The sequence below is a fragment of the Pseudomonas capeferrum genome (assembly GCF_000731675.1).
In the GTDB taxonomy this organism is placed as follows: Bacteria; Pseudomonadota; Gammaproteobacteria; order Pseudomonadales; family Pseudomonadaceae; genus Aquipseudomonas; species Aquipseudomonas capeferrum.
In genome coordinates this window covers 39,454-66,426 of the sequence record NZ_JMIT01000006.1, presented here as the reverse complement: position 1 = coordinate 66,426, position 26,973 = coordinate 39,454, and the positions used below count along the sequence as shown (strand labels likewise).

General features: G+C 64.7%; 22 protein-coding genes. 9 read left to right on the top strand and 13 right to left on the bottom strand.

Going from position 1 to position 26,973, the window contains the following annotated elements; all coding sequences use genetic code 11:
- Nucleotides 1-4: 4 nt before the first annotated feature.
- From PC358_RS25930 to PC358_RS25915, 4 genes are all read left to right on the top strand, one after another.
- Nucleotides 5-1,927 carry a sigma-54-dependent Fis family transcriptional regulator gene (locus PC358_RS25930; protein WP_033703410.1) on the top strand — a complete coding sequence of 641 codons (1,923 nt, stop codon included), beginning with the start codon at nt 5-7 and terminating at the stop codon, nt 1,925-1,927.
- Between the two features lie 66 nt (nt 1,928-1,993).
- Entirely contained in the window at nt 1,994-3,343 is a 1,350-nt protein-coding gene (gene mpl / locus PC358_RS25925; protein WP_033703409.1) for a UDP-N-acetylmuramate:L-alanyl-gamma-D-glutamyl-meso-diaminopimelate ligase, read from the top strand.
- Nucleotides 3,340-3,969, top strand: a complete 630-nt coding sequence (ubiX, locus tag PC358_RS25920; protein WP_033703408.1) for a flavin prenyltransferase UbiX — start codon at nt 3,340-3,342, stop codon at nt 3,967-3,969. The genes mpl and ubiX overlap by 4 nt, the downstream gene beginning before the upstream one ends.
- Entirely contained in the window at nt 3,966-4,253 is a 288-nt protein-coding gene (locus tag PC358_RS25915; RefSeq protein ID WP_033703407.1) for a YceK/YidQ family lipoprotein, read from the top strand. Before ubiX ends, PC358_RS25915 begins: the two co-directional genes overlap by 4 nt.
- A gap of 9 nt (nt 4,254-4,262) precedes the next feature.
- Here the strand turns inward: PC358_RS25915 and PC358_RS25910 are convergent, their stop codons facing one another.
- The 7 genes from PC358_RS25910 to PC358_RS25880 form a co-directional block, all read right to left on the bottom strand.
- Nucleotides 4,263-4,907, bottom strand: coding sequence for an oxidoreductase (locus PC358_RS25910; RefSeq protein ID WP_033703405.1), 645 nt, complete (start codon nt 4,905-4,907; stop codon nt 4,263-4,265).
- A gap of 27 nt (nt 4,908-4,934) precedes the next feature.
- The gene (locus PC358_RS25905; RefSeq protein WP_033703404.1) at nt 4,935-6,668 is read right to left on the bottom strand and encodes a C13 family peptidase; all 1,734 of its coding nucleotides are present in this window, start codon (nt 6,666-6,668) and stop codon (nt 4,935-4,937) included.
- Nucleotides 6,669-6,797: 129 nt separating this feature from the next.
- Nucleotides 6,798-7,862 carry a 2,3-butanediol dehydrogenase gene (locus PC358_RS25900; protein ID WP_227697288.1) on the bottom strand — a complete coding sequence of 355 codons (1,065 nt, stop codon included), beginning with the start codon at nt 7,860-7,862 and terminating at the stop codon, nt 6,798-6,800.
- A gap of 54 nt (nt 7,863-7,916) precedes the next feature.
- A complete protein-coding gene (locus PC358_RS25895) occupies nt 7,917-9,023 on the bottom strand; it encodes an acetoin dehydrogenase dihydrolipoyllysine-residue acetyltransferase subunit (RefSeq protein WP_033703402.1) in 1,107 nt (368 codons plus the stop codon).
- Nucleotides 9,020-10,042, bottom strand: coding sequence for an alpha-ketoacid dehydrogenase subunit beta (locus PC358_RS25890; RefSeq protein ID WP_016497851.1), 1,023 nt, complete (start codon nt 10,040-10,042; stop codon nt 9,020-9,022). Before PC358_RS25890 ends, PC358_RS25895 begins: the two co-directional genes overlap by 4 nt.
- 33 nt (nt 10,043-10,075) lie before the next feature.
- Nucleotides 10,076-11,053, bottom strand: coding sequence for a thiamine pyrophosphate-dependent dehydrogenase E1 component subunit alpha (locus PC358_RS25885; RefSeq protein WP_033703401.1), 978 nt, complete (start codon nt 11,051-11,053; stop codon nt 10,076-10,078).
- Nucleotides 11,054-11,075: 22 nt separating this feature from the next.
- Nucleotides 11,076-12,131 carry an ATP-NAD kinase family protein gene (locus PC358_RS25880; protein WP_033703400.1) on the bottom strand — a complete coding sequence of 352 codons (1,056 nt, stop codon included), beginning with the start codon at nt 12,129-12,131 and terminating at the stop codon, nt 11,076-11,078.
- A 283-nt stretch (nt 12,132-12,414) separates the two neighbouring features.
- On the opposite strand from PC358_RS25880, the gene PC358_RS25875 reads away from it, so the two are divergent.
- Nucleotides 12,415-14,268: a sigma-54-dependent Fis family transcriptional regulator gene (locus tag PC358_RS25875; protein WP_033703399.1), complete on the top strand. Its 1,854-nt coding sequence runs from the start codon at nt 12,415-12,417 to the stop codon at nt 14,266-14,268.
- A gap of 149 nt (nt 14,269-14,417) precedes the next feature.
- Here the strand turns inward: PC358_RS25875 and accC are convergent, their stop codons facing one another.
- The 6 genes from accC to PC358_RS25845 form a co-directional block, all read right to left on the bottom strand.
- Nucleotides 14,418-15,773 carry an acetyl-CoA carboxylase biotin carboxylase subunit gene (accC, locus tag PC358_RS25870; protein WP_033703398.1) on the bottom strand — a complete coding sequence of 452 codons (1,356 nt, stop codon included), beginning with the start codon at nt 15,771-15,773 and terminating at the stop codon, nt 14,418-14,420.
- Nucleotides 15,774-15,790: 17 nt separating this feature from the next.
- Nucleotides 15,791-16,252 carry an acetyl-CoA carboxylase biotin carboxyl carrier protein gene (gene accB / locus PC358_RS25865; RefSeq protein WP_033703397.1) on the bottom strand — a complete coding sequence of 154 codons (462 nt, stop codon included), beginning with the start codon at nt 16,250-16,252 and terminating at the stop codon, nt 15,791-15,793.
- A 99-nt stretch (nt 16,253-16,351) separates the two neighbouring features.
- Complete coding sequence (gene aroQ, locus PC358_RS25860; protein ID WP_033703396.1) at nt 16,352-16,804, bottom strand: type II 3-dehydroquinate dehydratase; 453 nt, start codon at nt 16,802-16,804, stop codon at nt 16,352-16,354.
- 179 nt (nt 16,805-16,983) lie between these two features.
- Nucleotides 16,984-18,762 carry a protein-disulfide reductase DsbD gene (locus PC358_RS25855; protein WP_033703395.1) on the bottom strand — a complete coding sequence of 593 codons (1,779 nt, stop codon included), beginning with the start codon at nt 18,760-18,762 and terminating at the stop codon, nt 16,984-16,986.
- 130 nt (nt 18,763-18,892) lie between these two features.
- On the bottom strand, nt 18,893-19,672 hold the full coding sequence (locus tag PC358_RS28535) for a methyl-accepting chemotaxis protein (protein WP_420847914.1): 780 nt from the start codon (nt 19,670-19,672) through the stop codon (nt 18,893-18,895).
- Nucleotides 19,673-20,987: 1,315 nt separating this feature from the next.
- Nucleotides 20,988-22,355, bottom strand: a complete 1,368-nt coding sequence (locus PC358_RS25845; RefSeq protein WP_033703393.1) for a diguanylate cyclase — start codon at nt 22,353-22,355, stop codon at nt 20,988-20,990.
- 249 nt (nt 22,356-22,604) lie between these two features.
- Here PC358_RS25845 and PC358_RS25840 point away from each other — a divergent pair, with 249 nt between their 5' ends.
- The 4 genes from PC358_RS25840 (at nt 22,605) to speA (ending at nt 26,877) form a co-directional block, all read left to right on the top strand.
- Nucleotides 22,605-23,672 carry a DUF2333 family protein gene (locus tag PC358_RS25840; RefSeq protein WP_033703391.1) on the top strand — a complete coding sequence of 356 codons (1,068 nt, stop codon included), beginning with the start codon at nt 22,605-22,607 and terminating at the stop codon, nt 23,670-23,672.
- A 2-nt stretch (nt 23,673-23,674) separates the two neighbouring features.
- A complete protein-coding gene (locus tag PC358_RS25835) occupies nt 23,675-24,208 on the top strand; it encodes an NUDIX hydrolase (protein ID WP_033703390.1) in 534 nt (177 codons plus the stop codon).
- Between the two features lie 231 nt (nt 24,209-24,439).
- A complete protein-coding gene (locus PC358_RS25830) occupies nt 24,440-24,811 on the top strand; it encodes a translation initiation factor Sui1 (protein WP_033703388.1) in 372 nt (123 codons plus the stop codon).
- Between the two features lie 152 nt (nt 24,812-24,963).
- Nucleotides 24,964-26,877 carry an arginine decarboxylase gene (speA, locus tag PC358_RS25825; RefSeq protein ID WP_033703387.1) on the top strand — a complete coding sequence of 638 codons (1,914 nt, stop codon included), beginning with the start codon at nt 24,964-24,966 and terminating at the stop codon, nt 26,875-26,877.
- Nucleotides 26,878-26,973 lie beyond the last annotated feature (96 nt).

Here is a 26,973-nt window from a genome sequence, read left to right as displayed (position 1 = left end):
ACAAATGCAGAGCAACCACCTGAGTCGCCATGCCCAGCAAGTGCACACCATTGCCCATGGTGAAGCTGGGGAGGGCGGCAGTGACCCGGCCATCGCGCGTTCCTGGCTGCGCTGTCTTGAGGAGCACCACCTCGACCCGACGCTGATCGAAGCCCCTGTGGTGCTCGAGCACGGGCGCCTGCTGGAAAGCCGCGAGCGCCTGCGCCAGGTGCTGAAAATTGCCGACAGCGAGATGAACAGCCTGCATCAGCAGCTCTCTGGCGCCGGCCATGCGGTGCTGCTGACCGATGCCCGCGGGGTGATCCTCAACTGTGTCAGCGCACCCACCGAGCGGCGTATCTTCGAGCGGGCGGGGTTGTGGCTGGGCGCAGATTGGAGCGAGGCGCGCGAAGGCACCAACGGCATCGGTACCTGCCTGGTCGAGCGCCAGGCACTGACCATTCATCAGCACGAGCATTTTCGTGGCCGCCACACTGGCCTGACCTGCTCGGCAAGCCCCGTGTTCGACCCGCATGGCGATCTGTTGGCGGTGCTCGACGTGTCGTCGGCGCGGCCAGATGTCTCGCGTCAGAGCCAGTTCCACACCATGGCCCTGGTCAACCTGTCGGCCAAGATGATCGAGAGCTGTTACTTCCTGCGTCATTTCGAACAGCAATGGTTGCTGCGTTTTCATCTGCACGCCGAGTCGGTCGGCTTGTTCAGCGAGGGCTTGCTGGCCTTCGAGGCTGATGGGCGAATCTGCGCGGCCAACCAGAGCGCGCTCAACCTGCTGGGTACCGTGCGCGGGGGCGTGCTGGGCAAACCGGTGGAGCGTTTTTTTGCCTGCAGCCATGACGAACTGTTCAGCCGCGCCGTACCCGGCGGCAGTACCGTCTGGCCGTTGCACACGCGTGACGGCCGCCAGGTGTTCGCCAGCCTGCGTGGCCAGGCGCGCACGCCGGTGTGGTCGGTGCCGCGCGGCCAACCTCGGCCCCCGCGCGAAGCAGAACCCGGCATCTGCCTGCTCGACCCTGCGCTGCAAAACGACTTTCGCCGCTGTGTGCGGGTGTTCGAACGTGATGTGCCGCTGCTGCTGCGCGGCGAGACCGGTTGCGGCAAGGAGGCGTTCGCGCAGGCGGTGCACCAGGCCAGCCAGCGATGCGGCAAACCGTTCGTGGCGGTCAACTGCGCCTCTATTCCGGAGAGCCTGATCGAGAGCGAGCTGTTCGGTTATCGCGGTGGCAGCTTTACCGGCGCGCGCAAGGAAGGCATGCGCGGCAAGCTGTTGCAGGCCGATGGCGGCACGTTGCTGCTGGACGAGATCGGTGACATGCCGCTGGCCTTGCAGACGCGGCTGTTGCGGGTACTGGAAGAGCGCCAGGTGGTACCGATTGGCGGCGAGCCCCAGGCCGTGGACGTGCGCATCGTCAGTGCGACCCACCGCGACCTGCTGGAGCGGGTGGCGCAGGGCACGTTCCGCGAGGACCTGTATTACCGCCTCAATGGCCTGGAAGTGGCCCTGCCGGCGGTGCGCGAGCGCAGTGACAAGGGCCAGTTGCTGGACTTTCTGCTGCATCAGGAAGCGCAGGGGCAGCCCGTGCAGCTCGAGCCTGATGCACGGCACGCGTTGCTGCAGTTCCCGTGGCCCGGCAACGTGCGGCAGATGCGCAACACACTGCGCACCCTGGTAGCGCTCTGCGACAACGGTCGCATCGAATCTGCCGACCTACCGACCATCTTCCACAACACCGCCCCCCCATCTTCCGCGACTACTGCATACCCCGATCGCAACCCAAGCCCGCCGCTACAAGACGCCGAGCGCCAAGCCCTGCTGACGGTACTGGAGGCAAACCGCTGGCACTTGACCCGCGTCGCCGAGCATCTGGGCATCAGCCGCAATACCTTGTATCGAAAACTGCGCAAACACGGCATAGCACGGGCCGGCTGAGCGAAACAGCGGGTGCGATTTCCTGCGCCCTGGGCTACCCTGCCTCGATGTTTTGCGAGGTCGACCATGCATATTCACATTCTCGGTATTTGCGGCACGTTCATGGGTTCCCTGGCGGTGCTGGCCAAAGCGCTTGGCCACCGCGTCACCGGCTCCGACGCCAATGTCTATCCCCCGATGAGCACCCAGCTCGAAGCCCAGGGCATCGAGCTGACCCAAGGCTATGACCCGGCTCAGCTAGACCCGGCACCCGACCTGGTAGTGGTCGGCAACGCCATGTCGCGGGGCAACCCGGCGGTGGAGTACGTGCTGAACAAGGGCCTGCCCTACGTCTCTGGCCCGCAGTGGCTGGCCGACCACGTGCTGCAGGGCCGCTGGGTACTGGCCGTTGCCGGTACCCATGGCAAGACCACCACCAGCAGCATGCTGGCCTGGGTGCTGGAGCACGCCGGCATGAGCCCGGGGTTCCTGATTGGCGGTGTGCCGCAGAACTTCTCGGTGTCGGCGCGCCTGGGCGACACCCCGTTCTTCGTGGTCGAGGCCGATGAGTACGACAGTGCGTTCTTCGATAAACGTTCGAAGTTCGTCCACTACCACCCGCGCACGGCCATCCTCAACAACCTTGAGTTCGATCACGCAGACATCTTCCCTGACCTTGCGTCCATCGAGCGGCAGTTCCACCACCTTGTGCGCACTATCCCGAGTGAAGGCCTGGTGATTCACCCCACCACCGAGCAGGCGCTGGAACGCGTCATCGGCATGGGCTGCTGGACCCCGGTACAAACCACCGGTGAAGGCGGGCAGTGGCAGGCGCGCCTGCTCAGTGCCGATGGTTCGCGCTTTGAAGTGTTGTTCGAGGGCGAGGCCCAGGGCGTGGTCGATTGGCCATTGACCGGGCAGCACAACGTCGCCAACGCCTTGGCCACCCTGGCCGCCGCGCGCCATGTAGGTGTGGTGCCAGCCATGGGCATCGCCGGGCTGAGCGCCTTCAAGAGCGTCAAGCGGCGCATGGAGACGGTCGCCGAGGTGCAGGGCGTGACCATCTATGACGATTTCGCCCACCACCCGACCGCCATCGCCACCACCCTCGACGGCCTGCGCAAGCGTGTGGGCGAAGCGCCGGTGATCGCGGTGATCGAGCCGCGCTCCAACTCGATGAAGCTGGGCGCCCACCGTGACGGCCTGCCGGAAAGCGTCAACGACGCCGACCAGGTGATCTGGTACGCCACGGCCAACCTGGGCTGGGACCTGGCCGCCACGGCAGCGCAGTGCAAGGTGCCGAGCGTGGTTGCCGACAGCCTGGAGGCGATCATCGAGCGCATCAAAGGCCAGGCCCGCCCCGGCACCCACGTGGTGATCATGAGCAACGGCGGCTTCGGCGGCCTGCACGGCAAGTTGGCCGAGGCGCTCAAATGAGCGGGCCGCAGCGCATCACCCTGGCCATGACGGGCGCCTCTGGCGCTCAATATGGCCTGCGCCTGCTCGACTGCCTGGTGCGTGAGGACCGCGAGGTGCACTTTCTCATTTCCAAGGCCGCGCAATTGGTGATGTCTACCGAAACCGACGTGTTGCTGCCGCCCAAGCCCCAGGCGATGCAGGCGTTTCTGACCGAGTACACCGGCGCTGCCGATGGGCAGATCCGCGTGTATGGCAAGGAAGACTGGATGTCGCCGGTGGCTTCGGGCTCCGGCGCGCCGGCGGCGATGGTTGTGGTGCCATGCTCTACCGGCACCTTGTCGGCGATTGCCACCGGTGCTTGCAACAACCTGATCGAGCGTGCCGCCGACGTCACCCTCAAAGAGCGCCGTCAGTTGATTCTGGTACCGCGCGAGGCGCCGTTCTCGACCATTCACCTGGAGAACATGCTGAAGCTCTCGCAGATGGGCGCGGTCATTCTGCCGGCGGCCCCGGGCTTCTACCATCAGCCACAGACCATCGACGACCTGATCGATTTCGTCGTAGCGCGCATTCTCAACCTGCTGGACATCCCCCAGGACATGCTGCCGCGTTGGGGCGAGCATCACTTTGGGGCGGATGATTGAAACGCGCACTCTCTGGGCTGGTGGCGCTGACGCTGCTGAGTGGATGTGCCACGGTGCGCACGCTGGATGCCAACAAGCCGGGCGCACCGGTGGTGTACGCCGGCACCCGGCTGGACCTGTATGTGATGAATGGCGGGTGCTGCCCGAAGGATCACTTCGGGGCTGAGGCCCCGGGATACCCAGGGTTGGACCTGCCCGGCAGTATGTTGCTGGACACCCTGCTGCTGCCGTTATCACTGCTGACGGCAGCGGGGGTCGGCTTCCAGGCTACCGGCGGCCTTTGATTGCCTACGCTATATCTTGCCCAGCCGGCGCAGTTCATCCGACTCGATGACCCGCACCCCGTCTTCTTCTTCCAGCGCCAAGCGCCATAGCGCCCGTGCCAGTGTGCAAGCCTCGATACCCCGGTACTTGCCAGGTATCAGCTTGGAAAACGGCGAAATCAGCTGTTCGCCGAGCCGAGGCTCGATGCGGTCCCCTAGCAGCAGCGAGGGCCGGACGATGGTCAGTTGCGGCCAGTCCTGGGCCTTGAGCGCTTCTTCCATTTCGCCCTTGACCCGGTTATAGAAGATCGATGACTTAGGGTCGGCGCCGAGTGCGCTGACCACCAGCAGATGCCGCGCACCCAGCTCGCGGGCACGTTTGCTGAAGGCCACTACCATGTCCAGGTCCACGGCGCGGAACGCCGACTCGGAGCCAGCCTGCTTGAGTGTGGTCCCCAGGCAGCAATAAGCGATATCCACCCGCCCCGCCAGCTGCGGTAGGAACACCGCCGGGTCACCCACTGGGTTTTCCAGGTGTGGGTGTTCGGCCAGTGGCCGGCGCGTAGGCGCCAGTACCCGGCTGATGGTCGGCTCGTTGAGCAGGCGGTCGAGCAGGTGTTCACCCGTCAGACCCGTGGCACCGGCAAGCAGGACATGCTGAGGCGTCAAATACATGATGTCTCTCCCTTGTTACACACAAGCTTAGTGGTTGGCCGGCTTTTTTGCCTGCTCCTCCACGGTGGCCTGTGCAGCATTGCGTAACGCTTCTTCGGCCTGTTGCCGTCTTAGGTGCTGCCAGTGTGCCAGTACGGCTGGCGGCGCCCAAAGCTGCGGTTCCGAGGCCTCGAAACCTTCCTTTTGTTCTCTTTCGGCAACGCTGGCGCGCGCCAGTTCAAACGCTTGTTTCAGGTCGTCGGTCTGGTTCAGCGCTTCGGCGAACAGGGCATCACCAAAGTAGGTGAAATCCGCTTCTTCCGAGCAGCCGAAAGACACCCGGTCGGCGCGGGCGGCGGTGATGATCACCGTGCGATCATCCTTGAGCGGGGCGATATAGCCCCCTGAATAGCAGGCGGAAATGACGATTATCTTGTCGCGATCTTTCAGCGGTGCCAGGGCACTGGCCAGCTCGTCGGCGGGCAGGTCGGCCAGTTGCAGGCGCGGCTGGTCGAGCACCAGTTGGTGGTCCTGGCTGCCGTGGCTGGTGAGGTAGATGAACACCAGGTCCTCGGGGCCGCTGCGCTCGGCCAAGGTGCGGGCGGCGCGGGTGAGGTTCTCGCGGGTGGCCATGGGGCGGCTGGCCATATGGTCGCGGTGGTTGACCAGCGTGACCTGGCCGCGGGCGCCAAAGCGGACCTTGAGCATGTTGCTGACATAGTCGGCTTCGCGCAGAAACACGCTTTGCTGGCCGTCGCCGGCCACTACCAGGCTGTACAACTGGATCGCCGGCGCGGTGTGCGGTACCCGCGCCAGCGCGTCTTCGAGCAGGTGGCCCTGGTTGAGCAGGGCCAGGTCCAGCGGGTCGGGCAACAGCGCGCCCTTTTCGTCGCGCACGCGTACGCCGTTGACCCAGGTGCCGCCCTCGACTTTGCCGTTGGCCAGGGTCAGTCGGCCGTAGCCGTGGTAGGCATCGTTTTCGAAGCCACCGGTGTACTTGCTGCCGTCAGCCAGCTGCAGGCTGCCCTGGCCAGACAGGTGCCAGTCGACGAAACCGCCCTTGTAGTGGCTGCCATCACTGCCGAGCAGTTCGCCCTCGCCAATCAATGAGCCGTCCTTGAACGCGCCGATCCAGACGTCACCGTCGGCGCTTTCATAGCGCCCGCGGCCTTCCAGGCGGTTGTCCTTGAACTCGCCGATGTACTGTTCGCCGTCGACGCTGTCGTAGGTGCCGCTGCCTTGCAGCAGGCCATCGACGAAACGGCCGCTGAACTGGTTGCCGCTGGCATCGCTGCGCACCCCGGCACCGTTCGGTTTGCCTTTGGCGAAAAGGCCCTGGTAGCGGCTGCCGTCGGCCAGCTCCAGCTCGCCCGCGCCTTCGTACTGATCGTCCTTGAACTGGCCGCGGTAGGTCTGGTCGGCTTGCTTGAGGGTGCCTTCACCGTCGCGCCGGCCGTGCTTGAAAGTACCGGCATAGTGGCTGCCCGGCGTGGTCAGGTCACCCAGGCCCTGGAACAGGCCCTCGGCGAACTGGCCCCGGTAGACTTCACCGTTCTGGCCGTGCCACTCGCCCTGGCCATGCCACTGGCCATCCTTGAAGCCGCCGGCGTACCAGCTGCCGTTGGGGTAGTCGATGCGCCCCTCGCCCTGCAGCAAGCCGTCAACCACCTCACCTCGGTAGCGCCCGCCGTCGGGCAGGCGTGCGTCCGGAGGCAATAGCGATTCGCCATCTCCGCACGCGGCTAGCAACAGGACCAAGGTGATGGGGAGCAATGGACGCATGGTGGAGACCGGGCAATAGGTCTGCCGAGTATGACGCAGAATCTGGGGGTGAGACAGACACACATGCCCTGTGGGCGCGGGTAAACCCGCTCCCACAAGGGTGTGCAACAGGCTTTCTGCGTGGGGAGATCAGCGCCCGCCCGGCGACACGATGATCTTCACGTTCTCCTCCTTGTTGTTGACCAGTTCTTCAAAGCCCAGCTCGACGATCTGCTCCAGCCCGATCCGGCCCGTCACCAGCGGTCGGATATCCAGCCTGCCGTCAGCGATAAAGGCGATGACATCGGCAAACTCCCCGTTGTAAGCCAGAGCCCCGAGCACCTGCTTCTCGGTGGACACCAGCTCGAAGAAGTTGAACTCGCTGGGCTCTTCGAAAATCCCCACCAGCACGCATTTGCCCGCCTTGCGCAGGGTGTCGATGGCCAGTTTTGCGGTGTGCTTGTTGCCGATGCACTCGAAGCTCACATCCGCGCCAAGCCCGGCAGTCAGTGTGCGGATTTCTGCCAGGGCATCGCACTGGCTAGGGTCCAGCACGACGCTGGCGCCCACTTCGAGAGCCTTGGCCTTGCGCGCCGAAGACATCTCCAGGGCGATGACCTTCGCCGCGCCTGCGGCCTTGGCGCACATGATGGTGCACAGGCCGATGGTGCCCGCGCCAACCACCACCACGGTTTGCCCAAGCAGGCTGCCGGCTTTTTTCACGGCGTGCATGCCGACCGCCAACGGTTCGATCAGCGCGCCGGCTTCTGGCGGGAAGCCCTGTGGCAGTCGGTACAGCAAGTTGGCAGGGACGTTGACGCGTTCTGCGAATGCGCCGTTGTTCATCAGGCCGGTAAAGGCCAGGCGCTCGCAGATGTTGTACAGCCCATGGGTGCAGTAATAGCACGTGCCGCAGTGCTGGCAGGCGTCCGCCGCCACCGGGTCGCCGACAGCAAAGCCCTCGACGCCTTCGCCGAGTTTGGCGATTTCGCCGCAAAATTCGTGGCCGAGGATGCATTGCCCCTGAATGCCGGTCAGCGGGTGGGGCGCGTCCACCGGAATGAACACCGGGCCGGCGAGGTATTCGTGCAGGTCGGAACCGCAGATGCCGCACCAGTCCACTTTGATCTGCACCCAGCCAGGCGCGGGGTCGGCAGGCAAGGGCACCTGTTCGACGCGGATATCGTGACGGCCATGCCAGACGGCAGCGCGCATGTGGGTGTGGCTCAGGTCATTCATTTTTGTTGTCTCCAGGCTCACGCGTAAGGTTCAGTGCTTGCGCAGGAAGGCGAGCAACTGCTGGTTGACCTGTTCGGCCGCCTCCATCTGCACCATGTGGCCAGCATCTGGCAGCACCAGTACTTCGGCCTCCAGCCCGTCGGCATGGCTGGCCGGGATGATCGCGTCCTTCCCGCCCCAGATCACCAGCGCCGGGTGCTGCCCCAGCACGCCCCGCAGGTCGTGGCGCTGCTGGTCGCCTTCGGCAATGGCCGACCCCAGTTGGCATAACGCCGCGTCGACGCCCTCTAGCCGCTTGAACTTGAGCATGTCCTCCAGCAACTGCCGGGTAACCAGCGCCGGGTCGGCAAACAGCTGCACCATCTGCGGCTTGAGTGCATTGCGGTTGGCAGCGGCCACGAAGCCTTGCAGGTACTGGCCGTTGATCGCTGTGCCCAGCCCGGCACTGGCCACCAGGCTCAGGCTTGCCACCCGCTGCGGCGCCAGGCGTGCCACGTTGAGGCTGACTGCGCCGCCCATCGAATGCCCGGCCAGGTGGGCCCGGGGGATCTCCAGGTGGTCGAGCAGTGCCAGTACCGCTTCGCTAAGTTCATCCAGGTCCCCGCGTTGCAGCGCCTTGGCCGACTCGCCATGCCCGGGCAGGTCGAGCGCGATGACGCGGCGTTCGGCGGCCAGCGCCGGGTGGTTGAACAGCCAGTTGTTCAAGTCACCGCCAAAGCCGTGCACCAGCACCAGCGGCGTACCGCCTTCGCCCAGTTCGAACCAGCGCAACAGGCGGCCGCCCACTTCGGCTTTTTGCGGTGCTGGGCCCTGCGCCTGCTCTGCGCCACCTTCGGCGACGAACTCGGCCTGGAAGCGCTGCACCACGGCGTCGATCTCGGCCTCGTCGGCTTCGCCTTCGACCACCACCGCCAGCAGCGCACCGACCGGCAGGGTTTCATCCGGCTTGGCCACCAGGCGGCGCAGTACACCGCTGAAGGGCGCCTCGACGCTGCTGCTGATCTTGTCGGTCTCGACGTCCAGCACTTCGTCGCCCTTGCTGATGGCGTCACCTTCCTGCTTGAGCCAGGTATCCACCCGGCCCTCGGTCATCGACAAGCCCCACTTGGGCATGGTCAGCGTATGGATCTGGCTCATGCGGCGCTCCTTGCGGCTTCGATTACCTTGCGCACGGCGGCCTCGATTTTCGCCGCGTCGGGGATGTACAGGTCTTCCAGGGCGTCGGAGAACGGCACCGGCGTATGCGGCGCGGTGACCATCTCGATCGGGCCCTTGAGGGCGCCGAAGGCTTTTTGCGCCACCAGTGCACTGATGTCGGTGGCCATCGAGCAGCGCGGGTTGGCTTCGTCGATCACCACCAGGCGGCCGGTCTTCTCGACGCTTTCGAGAATGCTGTCTTCATCCAGCGGGCTGGTGGTGCGCAGGTCCAGCACTTCGCAGTCGATGCCCTGGCGGGCGAGGTTGTTGGCGGCCTCCAGGGCCACATGGACCATGCGCCCATAGGTCACCAGGGTCACATCGTCGCCGTCGCGCAGGAAGTTGGCTTCACCGAACGGCACCGTGTAGACCTCTTCCGGCACTTCGCCCTGCATGCTGTAGAGCAGTTTGTGCTCGCAGAAGATCACCGGGTCGTTGTCGCGTATCGCCTGAATCAGCAGGCCCTTGGCATCGTAGGGTGAAGAGGGGCAGACCACCTTCAGCCCGGGGATGTGCGTCCACAACGAGGTGAGCATCTGCGAGTGCTGGGCCGCCGCGCGCAGGCCGGCGCCGTACATGGTGCGCATCACCAGCGGGGTCACCGCCTTGCCACCGAACATGTAGCGAAACTTGGCGGCCTGGTTGAGGATCTGGTCCAGGCAGCAGCCGGCAAAATCCACGAACATCAGTTCGCACACCGGGCGCAGACCTTGAGTCGCGGCACCCACGGCGGCGCCGACATAGCCGATCTCGGACAGCGGCGCATCCAGTACCCGGCCTGGGAACTGGTGGTAGAGGCCTTTGGTCACGCCCAGCACGCCGCCCCAGGCATCCTCTTCGCCGGGGGCACCGGCACCGCCGGCGACGTCTTCACCGATGATGAACACGGTGCTGTCACGGCGCATTTCCTGGGCCAGGGCTTCGTTGATGGCCTGCTGGTAGCTGATCTTTCTTGCCATGGTGATTCTCCTCTTGTTCTTTTAATCCGCAGCTCAGGGGTAGCTGACGTAGACATCGCTGAGCAGGTCGGCGGGCTGTGGCTTGGGATCGGATTTGGCACGGCGCACGGCGTCTTCGATCAGGTCTTCGACACGGGCGTCGATGGCGTCCAGTTGCTCGGCACTGAGCAGGCCGGCGCGGGTGGTCTTGTTGCGGAACTGCATCAGGCAATCACGGGTTTCGCGCAGGTTCTTCACTTCATCCGGGGCGCGGTAGGTTTGCGCGTCACCCTCGAAGTGGCCGTAGTAGCGGCTGAGCTTGACCTCGATCAGCGAAGGCCCTTGCCCGCTACGCGCCCGTTCGATGGCGGCGCCGGCGGCCTCGTACACGGCGAAGAAATCGAAGCCGTCGATGGTCACACCCGGCATGCCGAACCCGGCGGCGCGGTCGGCAATGTGGTCGCAGGCCACCGACCAGTTCGAGGCCGTTGCCTCGGCGTAGCCGTTGTTTTCGGCGACGAAGATGCACGGCAGGTTCATGATCGCGGCCATGTTCATGGCTTCGAACACGGCGCCCTCGTTGGAGGCGCCGTCGCCGAAGAAGGCCACCGACACGTCATCGCGGCCCTTGAGCTTGGCGGCCAGAGCAGCACCGGCAACCAGCGGCGCACCGGCCCCGACGATGCCGTTGGCGCCGAGCATGCCCTTTTCCAGGTCGGCAATGTGCATGGAGCCGCCCTTGCCGCCGCATACGCCAGTTCTCTTGCCGTAGATCTCGGCCATCATGCCGTACACATCCACGCCCTTGGCGATGCAGTGGCCGTGCCCGCGGTGGGTCGAGGCAATGCAGTCGCTGTCGCGCAGGTGGGCCATGACCCCTGCAGCGGAGGCCTCCTCGCCAGCATAGAGGTGGACGAACCCGGGGATCTCGCCGGTGGCAAACTCCACGTGCAGACGCTCTTCGAATGCGCGAATGGTGCGCATCACTTCATAGGCATGCAGCAGTTGTTCGGTACTGAGTTGATTGGACATCTTGTTGTTCTCCAGGGTTGTCTCAACACGCGGTTGCAGGGTGTAGCCGGTGGCCGCGCGGGACGGCCAGCAGGTGATGGCAGGCGGCGTGGGCCAGTACGGCCTCGACGTCCACGGTCAGGGGGCCTTGGTGGTCCAGGGTGATGGTGGGGGTGTCGTGTTCGGCGAATTCGATCTCGCGTTCGCCGTCCAGGGCCAGCGTGCCGCTGGCCAGGCTCAGGCGATGGGCGACACCGGGCGTCAATGGGCCGCTGGCGGTGATGCCACAGCCTTGCAGCACACCGGGCGCCAGCGGTGCGAGCAGGGCCTGTTCAGCGCCAGGGTTCAGGCGTACCCAGGCGCCGTGAGCATCCAGGCGTGAAACCGGGCACCACAGGCCGCACAAGGCGGACAGGCCAATGGCGTGGGGTTCGGCGAAGCAGGCGAACACTTCGCTGAGGTCTTCGCTGCGGCTCAGGGCCCGGGCGCCGATGAAGCGCTGGAGCGACACGGCGACTTCCACCAGGGCCCATTCGGCCAACTGCTGCTCGGGCACCTTCACCAGCAGGCGCTTGTTGCGGCGCAAGCCGATGCTGGTAGGTACCCGGCCGCTGGCGAGCAGGCCGCCGGCCAGGCCGGCGCTGGTGGCTTCGCGCAATTCAGGGAAGGCATTGTTGGTGCCGGTGGACAACGTCAGCAGTGGCGTGTCGCCTGCCTCGGCAGCAACGGCTTTGTGGGTGCCATCGCCGCCGAGTACCGCGATCATCGTCACGCCTTGCTCGACCATGCGCCGGGTGGCCAGGCGGGTATCGGCAACGGTCTGGGTCAACGGCAGGTCGATGATCTCGAGGGTCGGCCAGTGCTGATCGCGAGCGCCCGGGCCTTGGCTGGCCTTGAGCACGGCGGCGGCGATGCCGGTCATGTCGGTGGGCAGCAGAACCTTGCCGATGCCGGTGGCACCGAAGGCGGCGAGCAGGCGCTGGATCGCCGAAGCCTTGTCGGTGCTCGAATAGAGCCCGGCACTGGCAGTCAGGCGGCGCAGGTCGCGGCCAGAGGCAGGGTTGGCAATGATCCCGACAGTTGGGGTGGGTTGCGGCATGGCGCACCTCATATTCTTGTTTGCCATGGGCAGAGCAAGGTGGGTGCCAGCTTTGCTCGGCAGGCCTGAAGTGGCCGCCTTAGAGCGGTTGCGGGATAGCACCAGGCATGTGCCGGGCGGCCCCTGCGAGACGCCGCGTGCCGCGCCGGGGCCGTGTTTGCCGAGACGCTGAGACGCAGCGTCTCAAGCCAACCGGTAATCACACAGTGCTTGTCGGGGCATGCCTGGAAGCGCTTAATGGCCGCACAACGACAAAAACAGCAACGAGAACCGGAGGGCCTGAATGCTTGCCGCGAACTCCCGAGCCCATGTCGACTGCGTCAGCCGGGTGCTGAAAAACGCCGATCGCCTGCCCCAGGCGCCGGTGCCGCCGCTGATCCTCGACTCCTGGCGCCGCTCCATGGACCTGTATCGCCTCGATCCAGGCTCGCAGCAGGGGCCACGTATCCTTTCCCAAAGCCTGCTCAACGAATGCCGCGAACGCGCCGAGCTGTTCTTGCGCATCGCCAGCGATGCGGTGGCGCGGCTGCATGAACGGGTGCGCGGCGCCGACTATTGCGTCCTGCTTACCGATGCCCAAGGGCAGACCATCGATTACCGGGTCGAGTCGGCCATCCGCAACGACTGCCGCAAGGCCGGGCTGTACCTCGGCACGTGCTGGTCGGAGGGCGAGGAGGGCACCTGTGGGGTGGCGGCGGTGCTGACCAGCAAGGCGCCGGTCACGGTGCACAAGCGCGATCACTTTCGCGCCGCCTTCATCGGCCTGACCTGCACCGCGGCGCCGGTGTTCGACCCGCTCGGCGAGCTGCTTGGCGTGGTGGATGTGTCCGCCTTGCAGTCCCCGGATGATCGCCGCAGCCAGCACCTGATCCGGCAGTTGGTCGAGCAGACTGCGCGCGAGATCGAAAACGCGTTTTTCATGCACAGCGCCCAGGGCCATTGGGTCATGCGTGCGCATGGCACACCGGGCTACGTCGAGAGCCAGCCGGATTACCTGTTGGCCTGGGATGCCGACGGCCGTCTGCGGGCGCTCAACAGCCTGGCCCGCCAGCGGCTGGTGGAGCGCCTGGGCCGCTTGCCCGAGCATATCGGCGAATTGTTCGACCCGGGCCAACTGCGCTGCATCAACGAGGCCTCGGCGCAACGCCTGCCTGGCTGGGGCGAGCTATATGGCCGGGTCAGCGCACCGCAACGGCGCCCGCAAACGCAGCGGTTGCGCCAGGCGCAGGATGCGCGCATCGAGCAGCACTTGCGCCTGGCTACGCGGGTCAAGGACTGCAACCTGGCGGTGCTGGTGCAGGGTGAGACAGGCGTCGGCAAAGAGGTTTTCGCCCGTCAGTTGCACCTGCAAAGCCTGCGGCGTGAAGGGCCCTTTGTCACGCTGAACTGCGCAGCCATCCCCGAGAGCCTGATCGAGAGCGAGCTTTTCGGTTATGTGGCCGGGGCATTCACCGGGGCTTCCAGCAAAGGCATGCAGGGGCTTTTGCAGCAGGCTGATGGCGGCACGTTGTTCCTCGACGAGATCGGCGACATGCCGCTGAATCTGCAGACCCGCCTTCTGCGTGTGCTGGCCGAGGGCGAGGTGGCGCCACTGGGAGCTGCGCGGCGTGAGCGGGTGGATATCCAGGTGATCTGCGCGACGCACCGGGATCTGGCGGCGATGGTGGCGGACGGGCGTTTTCGCGAGGACCTGTATTTCCGCCTGGCCAACGCCAGGTTCGAGTTACCGCCGCTGCGGGATCGGGAGGACCGGTTGGGGTTGGTTCATCAGTTGTTGGCCGAGGAAGCGGAGGCGTGCGGTGTCGAGGTGATGCTGGCGGATGATGCATTGCAGGCGCTGTTGCTGTATCGCTGGCCGGGCAACTTGCGCCAGCTTCGCCAGGTGTTGCGCTATGCCTGTGCGGTGAGTGAAGGCGGGTGGGTCAGGCTTGAGGATTTGCCGCAGGAGGTGCGTGGTGATGCGTTGCCCTCTGGCGACCGTAGCCTTTCCAGCCCGGCGCGGCAGCTGTTGCTCGATGCCTTGATCCGGCATCGCTGGAAGCCGGCAGATGCGGCGCGGGCGTTGGGGATTTCGCGGGCGACGTTGTATCGGCGGGTGCATGAGCATCGTATCGAGATGCCGCGGATGAAAGGGTGAGGATTGTTTGGGGGATTGTGCGGTGACGGCGCTCGATCTCATAGGCAACACACCCCTCAAGGCATGCACCTATCAGCATCACCAACTTCCTGCAGCCAATAAAAAACCCCGGCACAAGTCCGGGGTTTTCATCACATCACACTACACAATCACTCCTGGCTAGCCAGTTTGTGCTCGAGGTAATGAATGTTGACGCCGCCTTTGCAGAAACCTTCATCACGCACCAGGTCGCGGTGCAGTGGGATGTTGGTCTTGATGCCGTCGACGACGATCTCGTCCAGCGCATTGCGCATGCGCGCCATGGCTTCTTCGCGGTCCTTGCCGTAGGTGATCAGCTTGCCGATCAGCGAGTCGTAGTTCGGCGGAACCGAATAACCGCTGTACAGGTGCGAATCGACGCGAACGCCGTTGCCGCCCGGTGCGTGGAAGTGCTTGACCGTGCCTGGGCTCGGGATGAACTTCTTCGGGTCTTCGGCGTTGATCCGGCACTCCAGGGAGTGACCACGGATCACCACGTCTTCCTGGCGGAACGACAGCTTGTTGCCAGCGGCGATGCTCAGCATCTCCTTGACGATGTCGATGCCAGTGACCATTTCCGACACCGGATGCTCAACCTGTACGCGGGTGTTCATCTCGATGAAGTAGAAGTTGCCGTTCTCGTACAGGAACTCGAAAGTACCCGCACCGCGGTAGCCGATCTCGATGCACGCATCGACGCAACGCTTGAAGACTTCCTGACGGGCCTTCTCGTCGATGCCCGGTGCCGGCGCTTCTTCCAGTACCTTCTGGTGACGGCGCTGCAGCGAGCAGTCACGGTCGCCCAGGTGGATGGCGTTGCCCTGGCCGTCGGACAGTACCTGAACTTCCACGTGACGTGGGTTGGTCAGGAACTTCTCCAGGTAGACCATCGGGTTGCCAAACGCAGCACCGGCTTCGGTACGGGTCAGCTTGGCCGAGGAAATCAGGTCCTCTTCCTTGTGCACCACACGCATGCCGCGACCACCACCGCCACCGGCGGCCTTGATGATCACCGGGTAGCCGACGTCACGGGCGATTGCCAGGGCGACTTCTTCGTCTTCCGGCAGCGGGCCGTCAGAGCCCGGTACGGTCGGAACGCCCGACTTGATCATCGCGTCCTTGGCCGAAACCTTGTCGCCCATCAGGCGAATGGTGTCGGCTTTCGGGCCGATGAAGGCGAAACCGGATTTTTCTACCTGCTCGGCAAAGTCGGCGTTTTCAGCCAGGAAGCCGTAGCCCGGGTGGATCGCGGTGGCGCCAGTGACTTCGGCGGCAGCGATGATCGCCGGGATGTGCAGGTAGGAACCTTTGGAGGGCGCAGGACCGATGCAGACCGACTCGTCTGCAAGACCCAGGTGCATCAGTTCGCGGTCAGCCGTGGAGTGCACGGCGACGGTCTTGATGCCCAGCTCTTTGCAGGCACGCAGGATCCGCAGGGCAATTTCCCCGCGGTTGGCGATCAGGACTTTTTCGAGCTTCGCAGACATCGTTGGCTCTCCGCGGTTCAAACGATGGTGAACAGCGGCTGGTCAAACTCAACCGGCTGGCCGTCTTCTACCAGGATGGCGTCGATGACACCGCCGAACTCGGCTTCGATGTGGTTCATCATCTTCATGGCTTCGACGATGCACAGGGTGTCGCCCTTTTTCACCGACTGGCCAACTTCAGCGAAGTTCGGCGAGGTCGGCGATGGTTTGCGGTAGAAGGTACCAACCATCGGCGAACGCACCACGGTGCCTTTCAGGGCCGGGGCAGCGGCTTCGGCGACCGGGGCAGCAGCAGCGGCAGCGGCCGGGGCAGCTACAGGGGCGGCAGCCATCGGGGCCGGTGCGTAGAACTGTTGAGCTGCTGGGGTCTTGCTGTGACGGCTGATACGGACCGACTCTTCGCCTTCCTTGATCTCCAGTTCGTCGATGCCAGACTCTTCCAGCAGTTCGATCAGTTTCTTGACTTTACGGATATCCATTAATCATCAACTCCCAAGGTTCGGTCAGGGGGCGTAATTGAAAACGTGTCTAGAACGTTTCTCTCAAACCCCGGCCCACTTAGGCCAGGGTCTCTGTCATCAGGGCTGTGCGTTGGCAGCCAGTTGTTCCAGCGCGGACTCCAGGGCCATGCGATAACCGCTGGCGCCCAGGCCGCAAATCACCCCTACGGCCACATCGGAAAAGTAGGAGTGGTGGCGGAACGGTTCGCGTTTGTGCACGTTGGACAGGTGCACTTCGATGAATGGGATGCTCACCGCAAGCAATGCGTCACGTAATGCGACACTTGTGTGGGTGAAAGCAGCCGGATTGATCAGGATGAAGTCCACACCCTCGTTGCGTGCGGCGTGAATACGGTCGATCAGTTCGTATTCGGCATTGCTCTGCAGGTATTGCAGATGGTGGCCTGCGGCGCGGGCACGTTGCTCCAGGTCCTGGTTGATCTGGGCCAGGGTCACGGCGCCGTAGTGGCCCGGCTCGCGGGTACCGAGCAGGTTGAGGTTGGGGCCGTGAAGCACCAGTAGCGTAGCCATCTGCGGATTCCTTGGATTTGTAGGGCAATTCGACACAGCGCGGCGAGTGTGCCGCAAAGCGACGGCAAGTGTCCAGTTCCCGGCAATAGCCAGCACGATGTCCGAGATTCGCGCGAAGTATGTGACCGGATGATTAAATCCGGTCACTGTGCCGAGGATTTTCTGCGGCCCGCCGGAAGTTATAGACCGAGTTTGCCGCGCACGCGCGCCAGAACCTCGGCAAAATCGCCGGCGTTTATCTCGCCAATGACCCGATCGCTGGTCATTTCGCTGCCGTTCGCTGCAAAGAACAGCAGCGCGGGCGGGCCGAACAGTTGGTAGCGATCGAGCAGGGTGCGCTGCTCGGCGTTGCTTTCGGTGATGTCGAAGCGCAGCAGCTTGAACGCGCCCAGCTGCGCTTGGACCTGCGCGGCGTTGAGCACTTCGTGCTCGATCACCTTGCAGCTGATGCACCAGTCGGCGTACCAGTCGAGCAGCACCGGCTGGCCGGCGGCCTTGGCCTGGGCCAGGGCGGCGTCCAGCGCGGCGGGGGTAGTGATGGTCTGCCAGGCATCCGCGGGGGCGGTAGGGCCAGCACTGCCAGCAGCCACGCCGGGCGCAGGCAAGGGGCGCAGCGGGTCGCCCTGGCCATTGAGCGCCCCGTACCAGCAGGCCAGGGCGTACATCAGCAAGGCCAGGCCCAGCAGCTGTGCCAGGCGCTGGCGCGGGGTTTTGATAACGAACTCCACGGCGCCGAGGAACACCGCCACACCGCCGGCCAGGAAGCCGACCAGCAGCAAGGTCAGCGGCCCGGGCAGTACGCGGCTGAGCAGGCCGATGGCCAGGCCCAGCAGCAGCACACCGATGGCGTTTTTCACCGTGTTCAGCCACGGGCCGCTCTTCGGCAGCCAGGCCGCGCCGCCGGTGGCCACCAGCAGCAGCGGCGCACCCATGCCAAGGCCCAGGGCGAACAGCTTGAGCGCACCGCCCAAGGCATCACCACTGGCGCTGATATAGAGCAGGGCACCGGCCAGCGGTGCCGACACGCAGGGCGACACCAGCAGGCTGGAAAGTACGCCCAGCACCGCTGCGCCGAGCAACGAGCCACCCTTGGTGCGGCTGGCGACGTTGTCGAGGCGGTTGCTCAAGGCTTGCGGCAGCTTGAGCTCGAACAGGCCGAACATGGCCAGGGCGAACACCACGAAAAACAGCGCGAAGGGCACCAGCAACCAAGCCGACTGCAGGCGCGCCTGCAGGTTGAGGCCGGCACCGAACAGGCCCATCAGCGCGCCCAGTACCGCGAAGCTGACCGCCATCGGCAGGATGTACGCCACTGACAGCGCCAGCCCGCGCAGCCCACCGACCTGGCCGCGCAGGACCACGCCCGAGAGAATCGGCAGCATCGGCAGTACGCAGGGGGTGAAGGTCAGGCCGACGCCGGCGAGGAAGAACAGCAACAGCGATTTCCAGTTCCAGCCCTGTTCACCGGCCGCCGGCGCTACAGCGGCGGCACCGCCTTCGCCGTCGATGCTCAGGCGCTCGGTTTCCGGCGGGTAGCACAGGGCCTTGTCGGCGCAACCCTGGTAACCCACCAACAGGGTGAACGCGCGTGAGTCGGTGCGGGGTAGTTCGATGTCGAGCACACCGTGATACACCTCGACGTCACCGAAGAATTCGTCGTGCTTGGCTTCGCCCTTGGGGATGTTGGGCGTGCCCAGGGCCACGTCGGCCGGTTCCGTGCGGAACTGGAAACGGTGGCGGTAAAGGTAGTAGCCGTCGGTGGCGACGAAGCGCAGTTTGATGTGCTGGGCGTCGGCCTGGATCAGGCTGAGCTTGAAGGCTTCGTGAACGGGCAGGAAATCTGCGGCGTTGGACAGGGAAGCGGCGCCGAGGGTGGCGCTTGGGCGGTTGTCGAGCAGGCCCGTAGCGAAGGCAGGGCTGGCCAGCAGCAGGAACAGCAGGAGAAACAGGCGGCGCATGGCGGACTCGCGAGGTGGAACGTGCTGGGCATGATAACGGAGTTGGTCTGGATTTGGCGTGTGGCGTCTGGGCGAGCGACACATGGCCGCTGTTGCTTGTATCGCCTGTACCGGCCCCACAGGCAGACGATCAGACCCTGAACGCACGCACAGCCGTGCTCAGTTCGCTGCCCAGGTTCAGCAATTGCTCGCCTTGCTCGCGCCCCTCGCCAATGCGCTGCAAATTGTCCTCACCCAACGCATGAATCCGCTCGCTATGGTCGCGAATCTCGCTCACCGCGCCGCTCTGCTGAGCCGTGACATCGGCGATGCGCACTGCGGTATCGGCAATGGTGCCAATGGCGCGGACAATTTCGTCCAGCGCGCCGTCAGCGGCCTGGGCCTGGCTGGCAGTGGCCTCGGCATGTTCGAGTTGCGCCCGCATGCCCGCCACCGAGCCCTTGGCCGCCTGCTGCAAGCGGTCGATCAGCGCCTGGATCTCGCCCGTCGCACCGGTGGTGCGTTGTGCCAGGGAGCGCACTTCGTCAGCCACTACGGCAAAGCCGCGGCCCATTTCGCCGGCGCGCGCAGCTTCGATCGCGGCATTGAGGGCCAGCAGGTTGGTCTGCTCGGCAATCGAGCGAATCACCGTCAACACACCACCAATGGTGGCAGACTCTTCGGCCAACTGTTCGATCACGCGGGCATTGCCCTGCACCTCGTCGACCAGCTCACGCAAGCCGGACAAGCTCTGGCCGATCACCGCCTGGCCGCGTTCCACCGCACGCCCCGCATCATGGCTGGCGTCGGCGGCGGCGCTGGCATCGCCGGCCACTTGCTGGATGGTGGCCTCCAGTTCAGCGAGCGCGTCGCGGATTTGCCCCGTATCGCCGGCCTGGCGCTCGGCCCCGTCGTGCAGGGCGGCACTCATGCCGGCCAAGGCGTGGCTGCTGCCGGCCACCTGCTCGGCGTTGTGGCGCAGGGTGCCGACCAGGGCCACGAGGTACTGGCGCAGGCGGTTGAGCGATTCCTGGATGTCGTGCAGCTCGCGGTTGGTCTTGCCCAGGGCGATGGGTTCGGCGAAATCGCCCTCGGCCCAGTGCGACAGGGCCGGAGCCAGGCTGGTCAGGGTTCGCGCCAAGCGCCGCTGCAGGGTGTCGATGAGCAGGGCGATCAGCAGGATCAGGCCGATCATCAGGCCTTGGCTGATACGCACTTCGGCGGCGATCCGGGCATGCTCGCCGCGGACCTGCGGCTCCAGCCCGGCGATGGCCTGTTGCACCGCTTCCAGGCGCTGGCCCGCGCTGGCGGCCAGGGCGGCGCGGCGCTCGATCTGCTCGCGGGTGCGTTGCAGTTCGGCCGGGTAGCGATTGAGCAGGCTTAGCAGTTCGCGCTTGAGGCCGACGGCGATGTCTTCCCGCTGCTCGCTGGCTTGGGTCTGCAGGCCCATCATGGCGGCGAAATCGTCGGCATTGGACTCGGCCGCTCGGGTCGCGCCAAGCAACGGCAGGCTGTCGATGGCCTGGGCCTGGGCGCGGATCAGTTGCAGTTCGCGCTCCACTTCATCGGCCAGTTCAGGGCGGCCACTGCTGACCAGTTTGTCGCGGGCCAGCGACAGGCGCCCGAGGTGCACGGTGGCGTCGAGTAGCGGCAGCAGGTAGCGGTCGGCCTCGGCACTGCTGCTGTCCCGGGCGTAGCCGGCCAACTGTTCGAAGTTGGCCCCCAGTTCGCGCTCGGCCTGCAACAGCAGCGCTTGCGGGTCACCGGCCAGCTTGCCGGCCGCCAGCAGTTCGTCGGCGGTAAAGGCCTGCAGGCTGTCGAGGCTGGGGCGCAGTGTGCCGGCCAACGCCTCGGGCCATTCGGCCAAAGCCGCCTGCAACTGCTGGTTGGCCTCCATGGCGGCGGCGTGGCGCAAGGCGTCACCGCTGCCCAGGTAGGCCTGGATGTTGCGCGCTGCCTGGTTCTGGAACTGCTGGGACAGGCCCAGGTAGCGCTCCATCATCTGATAGGGGCGCTCCAGGGCACGCTGCGACCACCACAGGGTCGCGCCCAGGGCGATGCAGACGGTCACCAGCAACAGGGTGTTGAAATTGGTCAGCCACTTCAGGCGCATAGCCGCGAACTTCCTGCGGGGAGTGGGAGAAGTAAGCGCCTGAAGTTATTGCGGTTTTGTTACGCAGTGATGACGGCTGGGGCTCGCTGAGAGAAATAGATGGCATTTGGCCTTTATCGGCCCCTGCAAAGGCCTAGGGTTCGACCCGCACCACGCAGTTACGCCCCGCATGCTTGGCTCGGTACAACGCCTCGTCAGCCGCACTGGCCATGGTCAGCGCATCCAGCTCATCGTCCAGTTGCACCACGCCTGCGCTGAACGTGCAGTTCAGGTCACGCGGCTGCGCCGGATAAAGAATTTCGGCAAACCGCCGCCGGATCTCGTCCAGCACCTTGTGCGCGGCATCCAGTGCGGTATTGGGCATGACGATGGCGAACTCTTCGCCACCATACCGGCCAATGAAATCGGTCTTGCGCAGCCGTTGCTTGAGGAACAGTGCCAAGCTCTTGATCACCCGGTCGCCCATCGGGTGCCCGTGGCGGTCGTTGATCTGCTTGAAACGGTCGATATCGAGCATGGCGAAGCTCAGCGGCTGCTGCTCGCGCCGGGCGCGGTAGCAGCAGTCTTCGAGCAATTGCAGGATATGGGTGTGGTTGTACAGCCCGGTGAGGCTGTCGCGGACCATGCGTGACTTGAGGTGGCGGGCACGGGCGGCGCGGTTGCGCACGGTGGTGATCAGGTGACGCGAGCGAAACGGCTTGGTCAGGAAGTCATCGCCGCCCTCGCTCATGGCATCGAGCTGCTTGTCCAGGTCGTCCTCGGCCGACAGGTAGATGATCGGCACACTGACGTAGCGGTCATTGTGGCGGATCACCTTGGCCAGCTCCGGGCCGGTGCAGGCCGGCATGTACAGGTCGAGGATGATCAGGTCGGGCTGGAAGTCGGCCAGTTCCGCCATGGTGCGGATCGGGTCGGTCAGGCTGCGGGTGATCATGCCCGCGCTGGCGAGCACGCGCTCGGTGTGCAAGGCCTGGGTGCGCGAATCGTCGATGATCAATACCCGCAACGGGTCGTGCGGGGTCGCGCTGGTCAGCAGTTCGACCTTTTCCAGCAGGCTGGAGGCTTCCAGCGTGCCGGTGAGGAACTCCTTGCCGCCGGCGCGCACCGCCGCCAGGCGGGTAGGGGTATCGGTTTCGTGATGGCTGAAGAACAGCAGCGGAATGGGCTGCGGCAATCCCTGCTGAGCCTGGGCCTGAGCTTGGGCTGCCAGGAGCAGGCCCTGGCCGCTACCGGTGAAGTCCACATCCATGACGATGGCCGAAGGCGGGCATTCACTGAGCGATGCGTGGAAGGCATCGGCACTGAACAGGGGCTGCACGCCAAGGCCGAAGAACTCCAGCTGTTGGGCCAGGCGCTGGGCACGCTCGTGGTCCTGCAAAAGGATGTACACCGGCTTGCGCAGGGGCAGCGGCACCTGGTTGAGCGGGTCATCCTTGCGCAGGCCGGTACGCGACAGGTGCTGGGCGGGGCACTGCTGGCTCGGATCGACTGCTTGGCTCATGTCCTGGCTACTTTTGGGTGGGTGGTATGCAGGTTCGATGATGGCTCTATGCTAGCAGCTCTTTACCTTTGAGTGAGTGCCCTCCATCAACAAAGGGTTTAGAACGAATATTCAGTTACCGACCCACTGGTCGCTTATGCGTACGGCAGTGTCTGCTTTATAGTGCAGCGACGCGGGCTTGCCGTGGCACCCTGGCGCACGCCTGTGGTCAAAGCCCCTGAACCGTCGAGACTGATTAAGGACAATGCCATGCTGGACTGGAAAAACCGCGAGGCCAAAGCCGAACCCCGCGAGCGTGTTGATGGCCGTGGCGCCGCCGCCCGTAGCTACCTGGGCGGGCTCTGGAGCCGTGCTCTGGGTACCCTGATCGGCCTGTACCTGCTGGTCTGCATCGGCCTGGGCTGGTACTGGAGCCAGGAGCCGGAGCTGTTCCCGGTGCAGCAGAACGCCCAGACCGCGGCCGAGCGCAATGGCCAGCAGATGGTGGTCGGCTACACCACCATCGAAACCCTCAAGACCGTCGCCGGTACCCTGCTGAACAAGCCGGGCGGTTACATCTCCAACGACCGCTTCCCGCCGGGGCTGTGGATGGACAACATGCCGAGCTGGGAATACGGCGTGCTGGTTCAGGTCCGCGACCTGTCCCGTGCCCTGCGCAAGGACTTCGCCCGTTCGCAGTCGCAGTCAACCGAAGACGCCGACCTGGCCAAGGCCGAGCCGCGCTTCAACTTCGACAACAAGAGCTGGATCCTGCCGTCGAGCGAGTCGGAATTCGAAGAAGGCATCAAGTCGCTTAACCGCTACCAGACCCGCCTCGCCGCTGGCGATAAAGGCGCGATCTTCTACACCCGTGCCGATAACCTGAACAACTGGCTGGGCGATGTGGCCACCCGCCTGGGTTCGCTGTCGCAGCGCCTTTCTGCCAGCGTTGGCCGGGTCAAGCTCAACACCACCCTGAAGACCGAGTCGGTGCAACCTGGCCAGGCGCCGCAGGTTGACGAGGAGGTGGTCGAAACCCCATGGCTGCAGATCGACAACGTGTTCTATGAGGCCCGTGGTCAAGCCTGGGCGCTGTCGCACCTGCTGCGTGCCATCGAGGTCGACTTCGCCGACGTGCTGGCGAAGAAGAACGCCACCGTCAGCGTGCGCCAGATCATCCGTGAGCTGGAAGCCTCGCAGGAAGCGCTGTGGAGCCCGATGGTGCTGAATGGCAGCGGCTTTGGCATGTGGGCCAACCACTCGCTGGTCATGGCCAACTACATCTCCCGCGCCAACGCTGCGGTCATCGACCTGCGTCAGCTGCTGTCGCAGGGCTGATAGTGGTCATCAGCACCAAGGAAGCCGCCCACCGGGCGGCTTCCGACCGTGAGCTGGTCGCCTGGGTCGACGAGGCCGATCAGGTACTGGGTGCCCTGCCCAGGGCTGAACTGCGTGAGCGCGGCCTGATCGGCCGCTGCACGTTCATCTTGCTGTTCAATGGTGCCGGTGAGTTGTGCGTGCACCGGCGTACTTTGAGCAAGGCGCTGTACCCTGGGTATTGGGATGTGGCAGCAGGCGGCATGGTGACGGCGGGCGAGGGGTATGCCGAATCGGCAGCCCGGGAGTTGGCCGAAGAGCTGGGTGTCGATGGCGTCGCGTTGCGCTTTCATGAGCGCTTCTACTTCGACCAGCCTGATAACCGCTTGTGGTGTGCGGTGTATTCGGCGGTGTCCGATGCGCCTTTGCGCTTGCAGCCGGAGGAGGTGAGCGAGGCGCGGTTCATCAGCCTGGAGCAGGCCCAGGCAGAAAGCCTGGGCATGCCGTATTGCCCGGACTCGTTGGCGGCGTTGCAGCGGTATAGAGCCAGTCTGTAGGTGCGGGTTTAGCCGCAAGAGGCCGTCCCAGACACCTGCGTTTCATGGCAAGGGCTACGCCCTTGTTCGCGGGTAAACCCGCTCCTACACAAGCCCCCGATTTATCGTTACACTGCGCGCCCTTTTCGGGCTGCCGCAGGATCTTGCGGCAGTAGCGCCGCCCCTGCCAGAGTGGGGCTTCGCGGTCGGCTCCCGCCGACCAGTTTTTGTCCTCAGCACAGAGGAACAAAAGTGGCCAAGAAAGCTTCTTCCTTCGCCGCCCTTGGCGGTCTCGTTTACTCCACCGATGCCGGTCGGCACTGCCCCGACTGTGGCCAGCCGGTGGATGCCTGCACCTGCAAGCAGCAAGTCGTCCCCGAGGGGGATGGTACTGCCCGTGTGCGCCGTGAAAGCAAAGGCCGCGGTGGCAAGACCGTGACCACTGTCACCGGCGTGCCGCTGCCCCTCGATCAGCTCAAGGAGCTGGCCACCACGCTCAAGCGCCGCTGCGGTACCGGTGGCGCCTTGAAGGACGGGGTTATCGAGATTCAGGGCGACCATGTCGAGCTGTTGATCGGCGAGCTGACCAAACAGGGTTTCAAAGCTAAAAAGTCCGGCGGCTGAGGCCAGCGCGCGATTTTTTGCCCAGTGCTTTCTAAACTCGTTCCTGTTGGCAGGGTCTACCCCTGAACCGGACGAACCGTCATTTTCAGCTTTTACACTGCGCCGGCCCTTTTGTTGGGGCAGTGTCTTCGACTTATCTATAGGGGACTTGAATGTCCGTACGACGCACACGCAAAGACGATGGTAGCCAATGGACCGTGGCCGACAGCCGCAGTGTTTACGGCATCCGCCATTGGGGCGCTGGTTATTTCGCCATCAATGAAGCCGGGCGCGTCGAAGTGCGCCCCAATGGCCCCCAGAGCGCGCCGATCGACCTGTTCGAGCAGGTCGACGAGCTGCGCCAGAGCGGCCTGTCGTTGCCGTTGCTGGTGCGCTTCCCCGATATCCTGCAAGACCGCGTACGCCAGCTGACCGGTGCGTTCGACGCCAACATCGCGCGCCTGGAGTACCAGAGCCAGTACACCGCGCTGTACCCGATCAAGGTCAACCAGCAGGAAGCGGTGGTAGAAAACATCATCGCCACCCAGAATGTCTCGATCGGCCTTGAGGCCGGCTCCAAGCCTGAGCTGCTGGCGGTGCTGGCGCTGGCGCCGAAGGGCGGCACCATCGTCTGCAACGGTTACAAGGACCGCGAGTTCATTCGCTTGGCGCTGATGGGCCAGAAGCTGGGCCACAACGTGTTCATCGTCATCGAGAAGGAGTCCGAGGTCGCCCTGGTGATCGAGGAGGCCGCCGAGCTGAAGGTGAAGCCGCAGGTGGGCTTGCGTGTGCGCTTGTCTTCGCTGGCTTCGAGCAAGTGGGCGGACACCGGTGGCGAGAAGTCCAAGTTCGGGTTGTCTGCCGCCCAGCTGATTTCGGTGGTGCAACGCTTCCGCGATGCCGGCCTGGACCAGGGCATCCGCCTGCTGCACTTCCACATGGGCTCGCAGATCGCCAACCTGGCCGACTACCAGCACGGCTTCAAGGAAGCCATCCGTTACTACGGCGAGCTGCGTGCGTTGGGCCTGCCGGTCGATCACATCGACGTCGGCGGTGGCCTGGGTGTGGACTACGACGGCACCCACTCGCGCAATGCCAGTTCCATCAACTACGACATGGATGACTACGCCGGCGTGGTGGTGGGCATGCTCAAGGAGTTCTGCGACGCGCAGGGCCTGCCGCACCCGCACATCTTCTCCGAGAGCGGCCGTTCGCTGACCGCGCACCACGCCATGCTGGTGATCCAGGTGACCGACGTCGAGAAACACAACGACGACGTGCCGACCATCGAGAACAAAGAGGCCCTGCCGCAGACCGTGCAGTGGCTGGCCGACCTGCTCGGCCCGACCGACATCGAGATGGTCACCGAGACTTACTGGCGCGCCACCCACTACATGGGTGACGTGGCGGCGCAGTATGCCGATGGCAAGATCAGCCTCGCCGAGAAGGCCCTGGCCGAGCAGTGCTACTTCGCCGTGTGCCGTCGCCTGCACAACTCGCTGAAGGCACGCCAGCGTTCGCACCGTCAGGTGCTGGACGAGCTCAACGACAAGCTGGCCGACAAGTACATCTGCAACTTCTCGGTGTTCCAGAGCCTGCCGGACACCTGGGCCATCGGCCAGGTGTTGCCGATCATCCCGCTGCATCGTCTGAATGAGGAGCCGCTGCGTCGTGCGGTGCTGCAAGACCTGACCTGTGACTCCGACGGCAAGATCAACCAGTACGTCGACGAGCAGAGCATCGAGACCAGCATGCCGGTGCATGCGCTCAATGAGGGTGAGGACTACCTGCTGGGCGTGTTCCTGGTCGGCGCCTACCAGGAGATCCTGGGCGACATGCACAACTTGTTCGGTGACACCGACTCGGTGAACATCTACCAGAACGCCGATGGCAGCGTGTACCACGCCGGTATCGAGACCCACGACACCATCGAAGACATGCTGCGTTACGTGCACTTGTCGCCGGAGGAGTTGATGACTCACTACCGCGACAAGGTGGCCAGCGCGAAGATCAGCGCGCGTGAGCGGACCCAGTACCTTGATGCCTTGCGCCTTGGGTTGACCCGCTCTTCGTACTTGTCTTCGTGATCGTTGGGGCCGCTTAGCGGCCCTTTCCGACCGGGCCGGCGCCCCGGCAAGGCCGCTCCTGCACGGGATCGCGGTGCTTTTGTAGGAGCGGCCTTG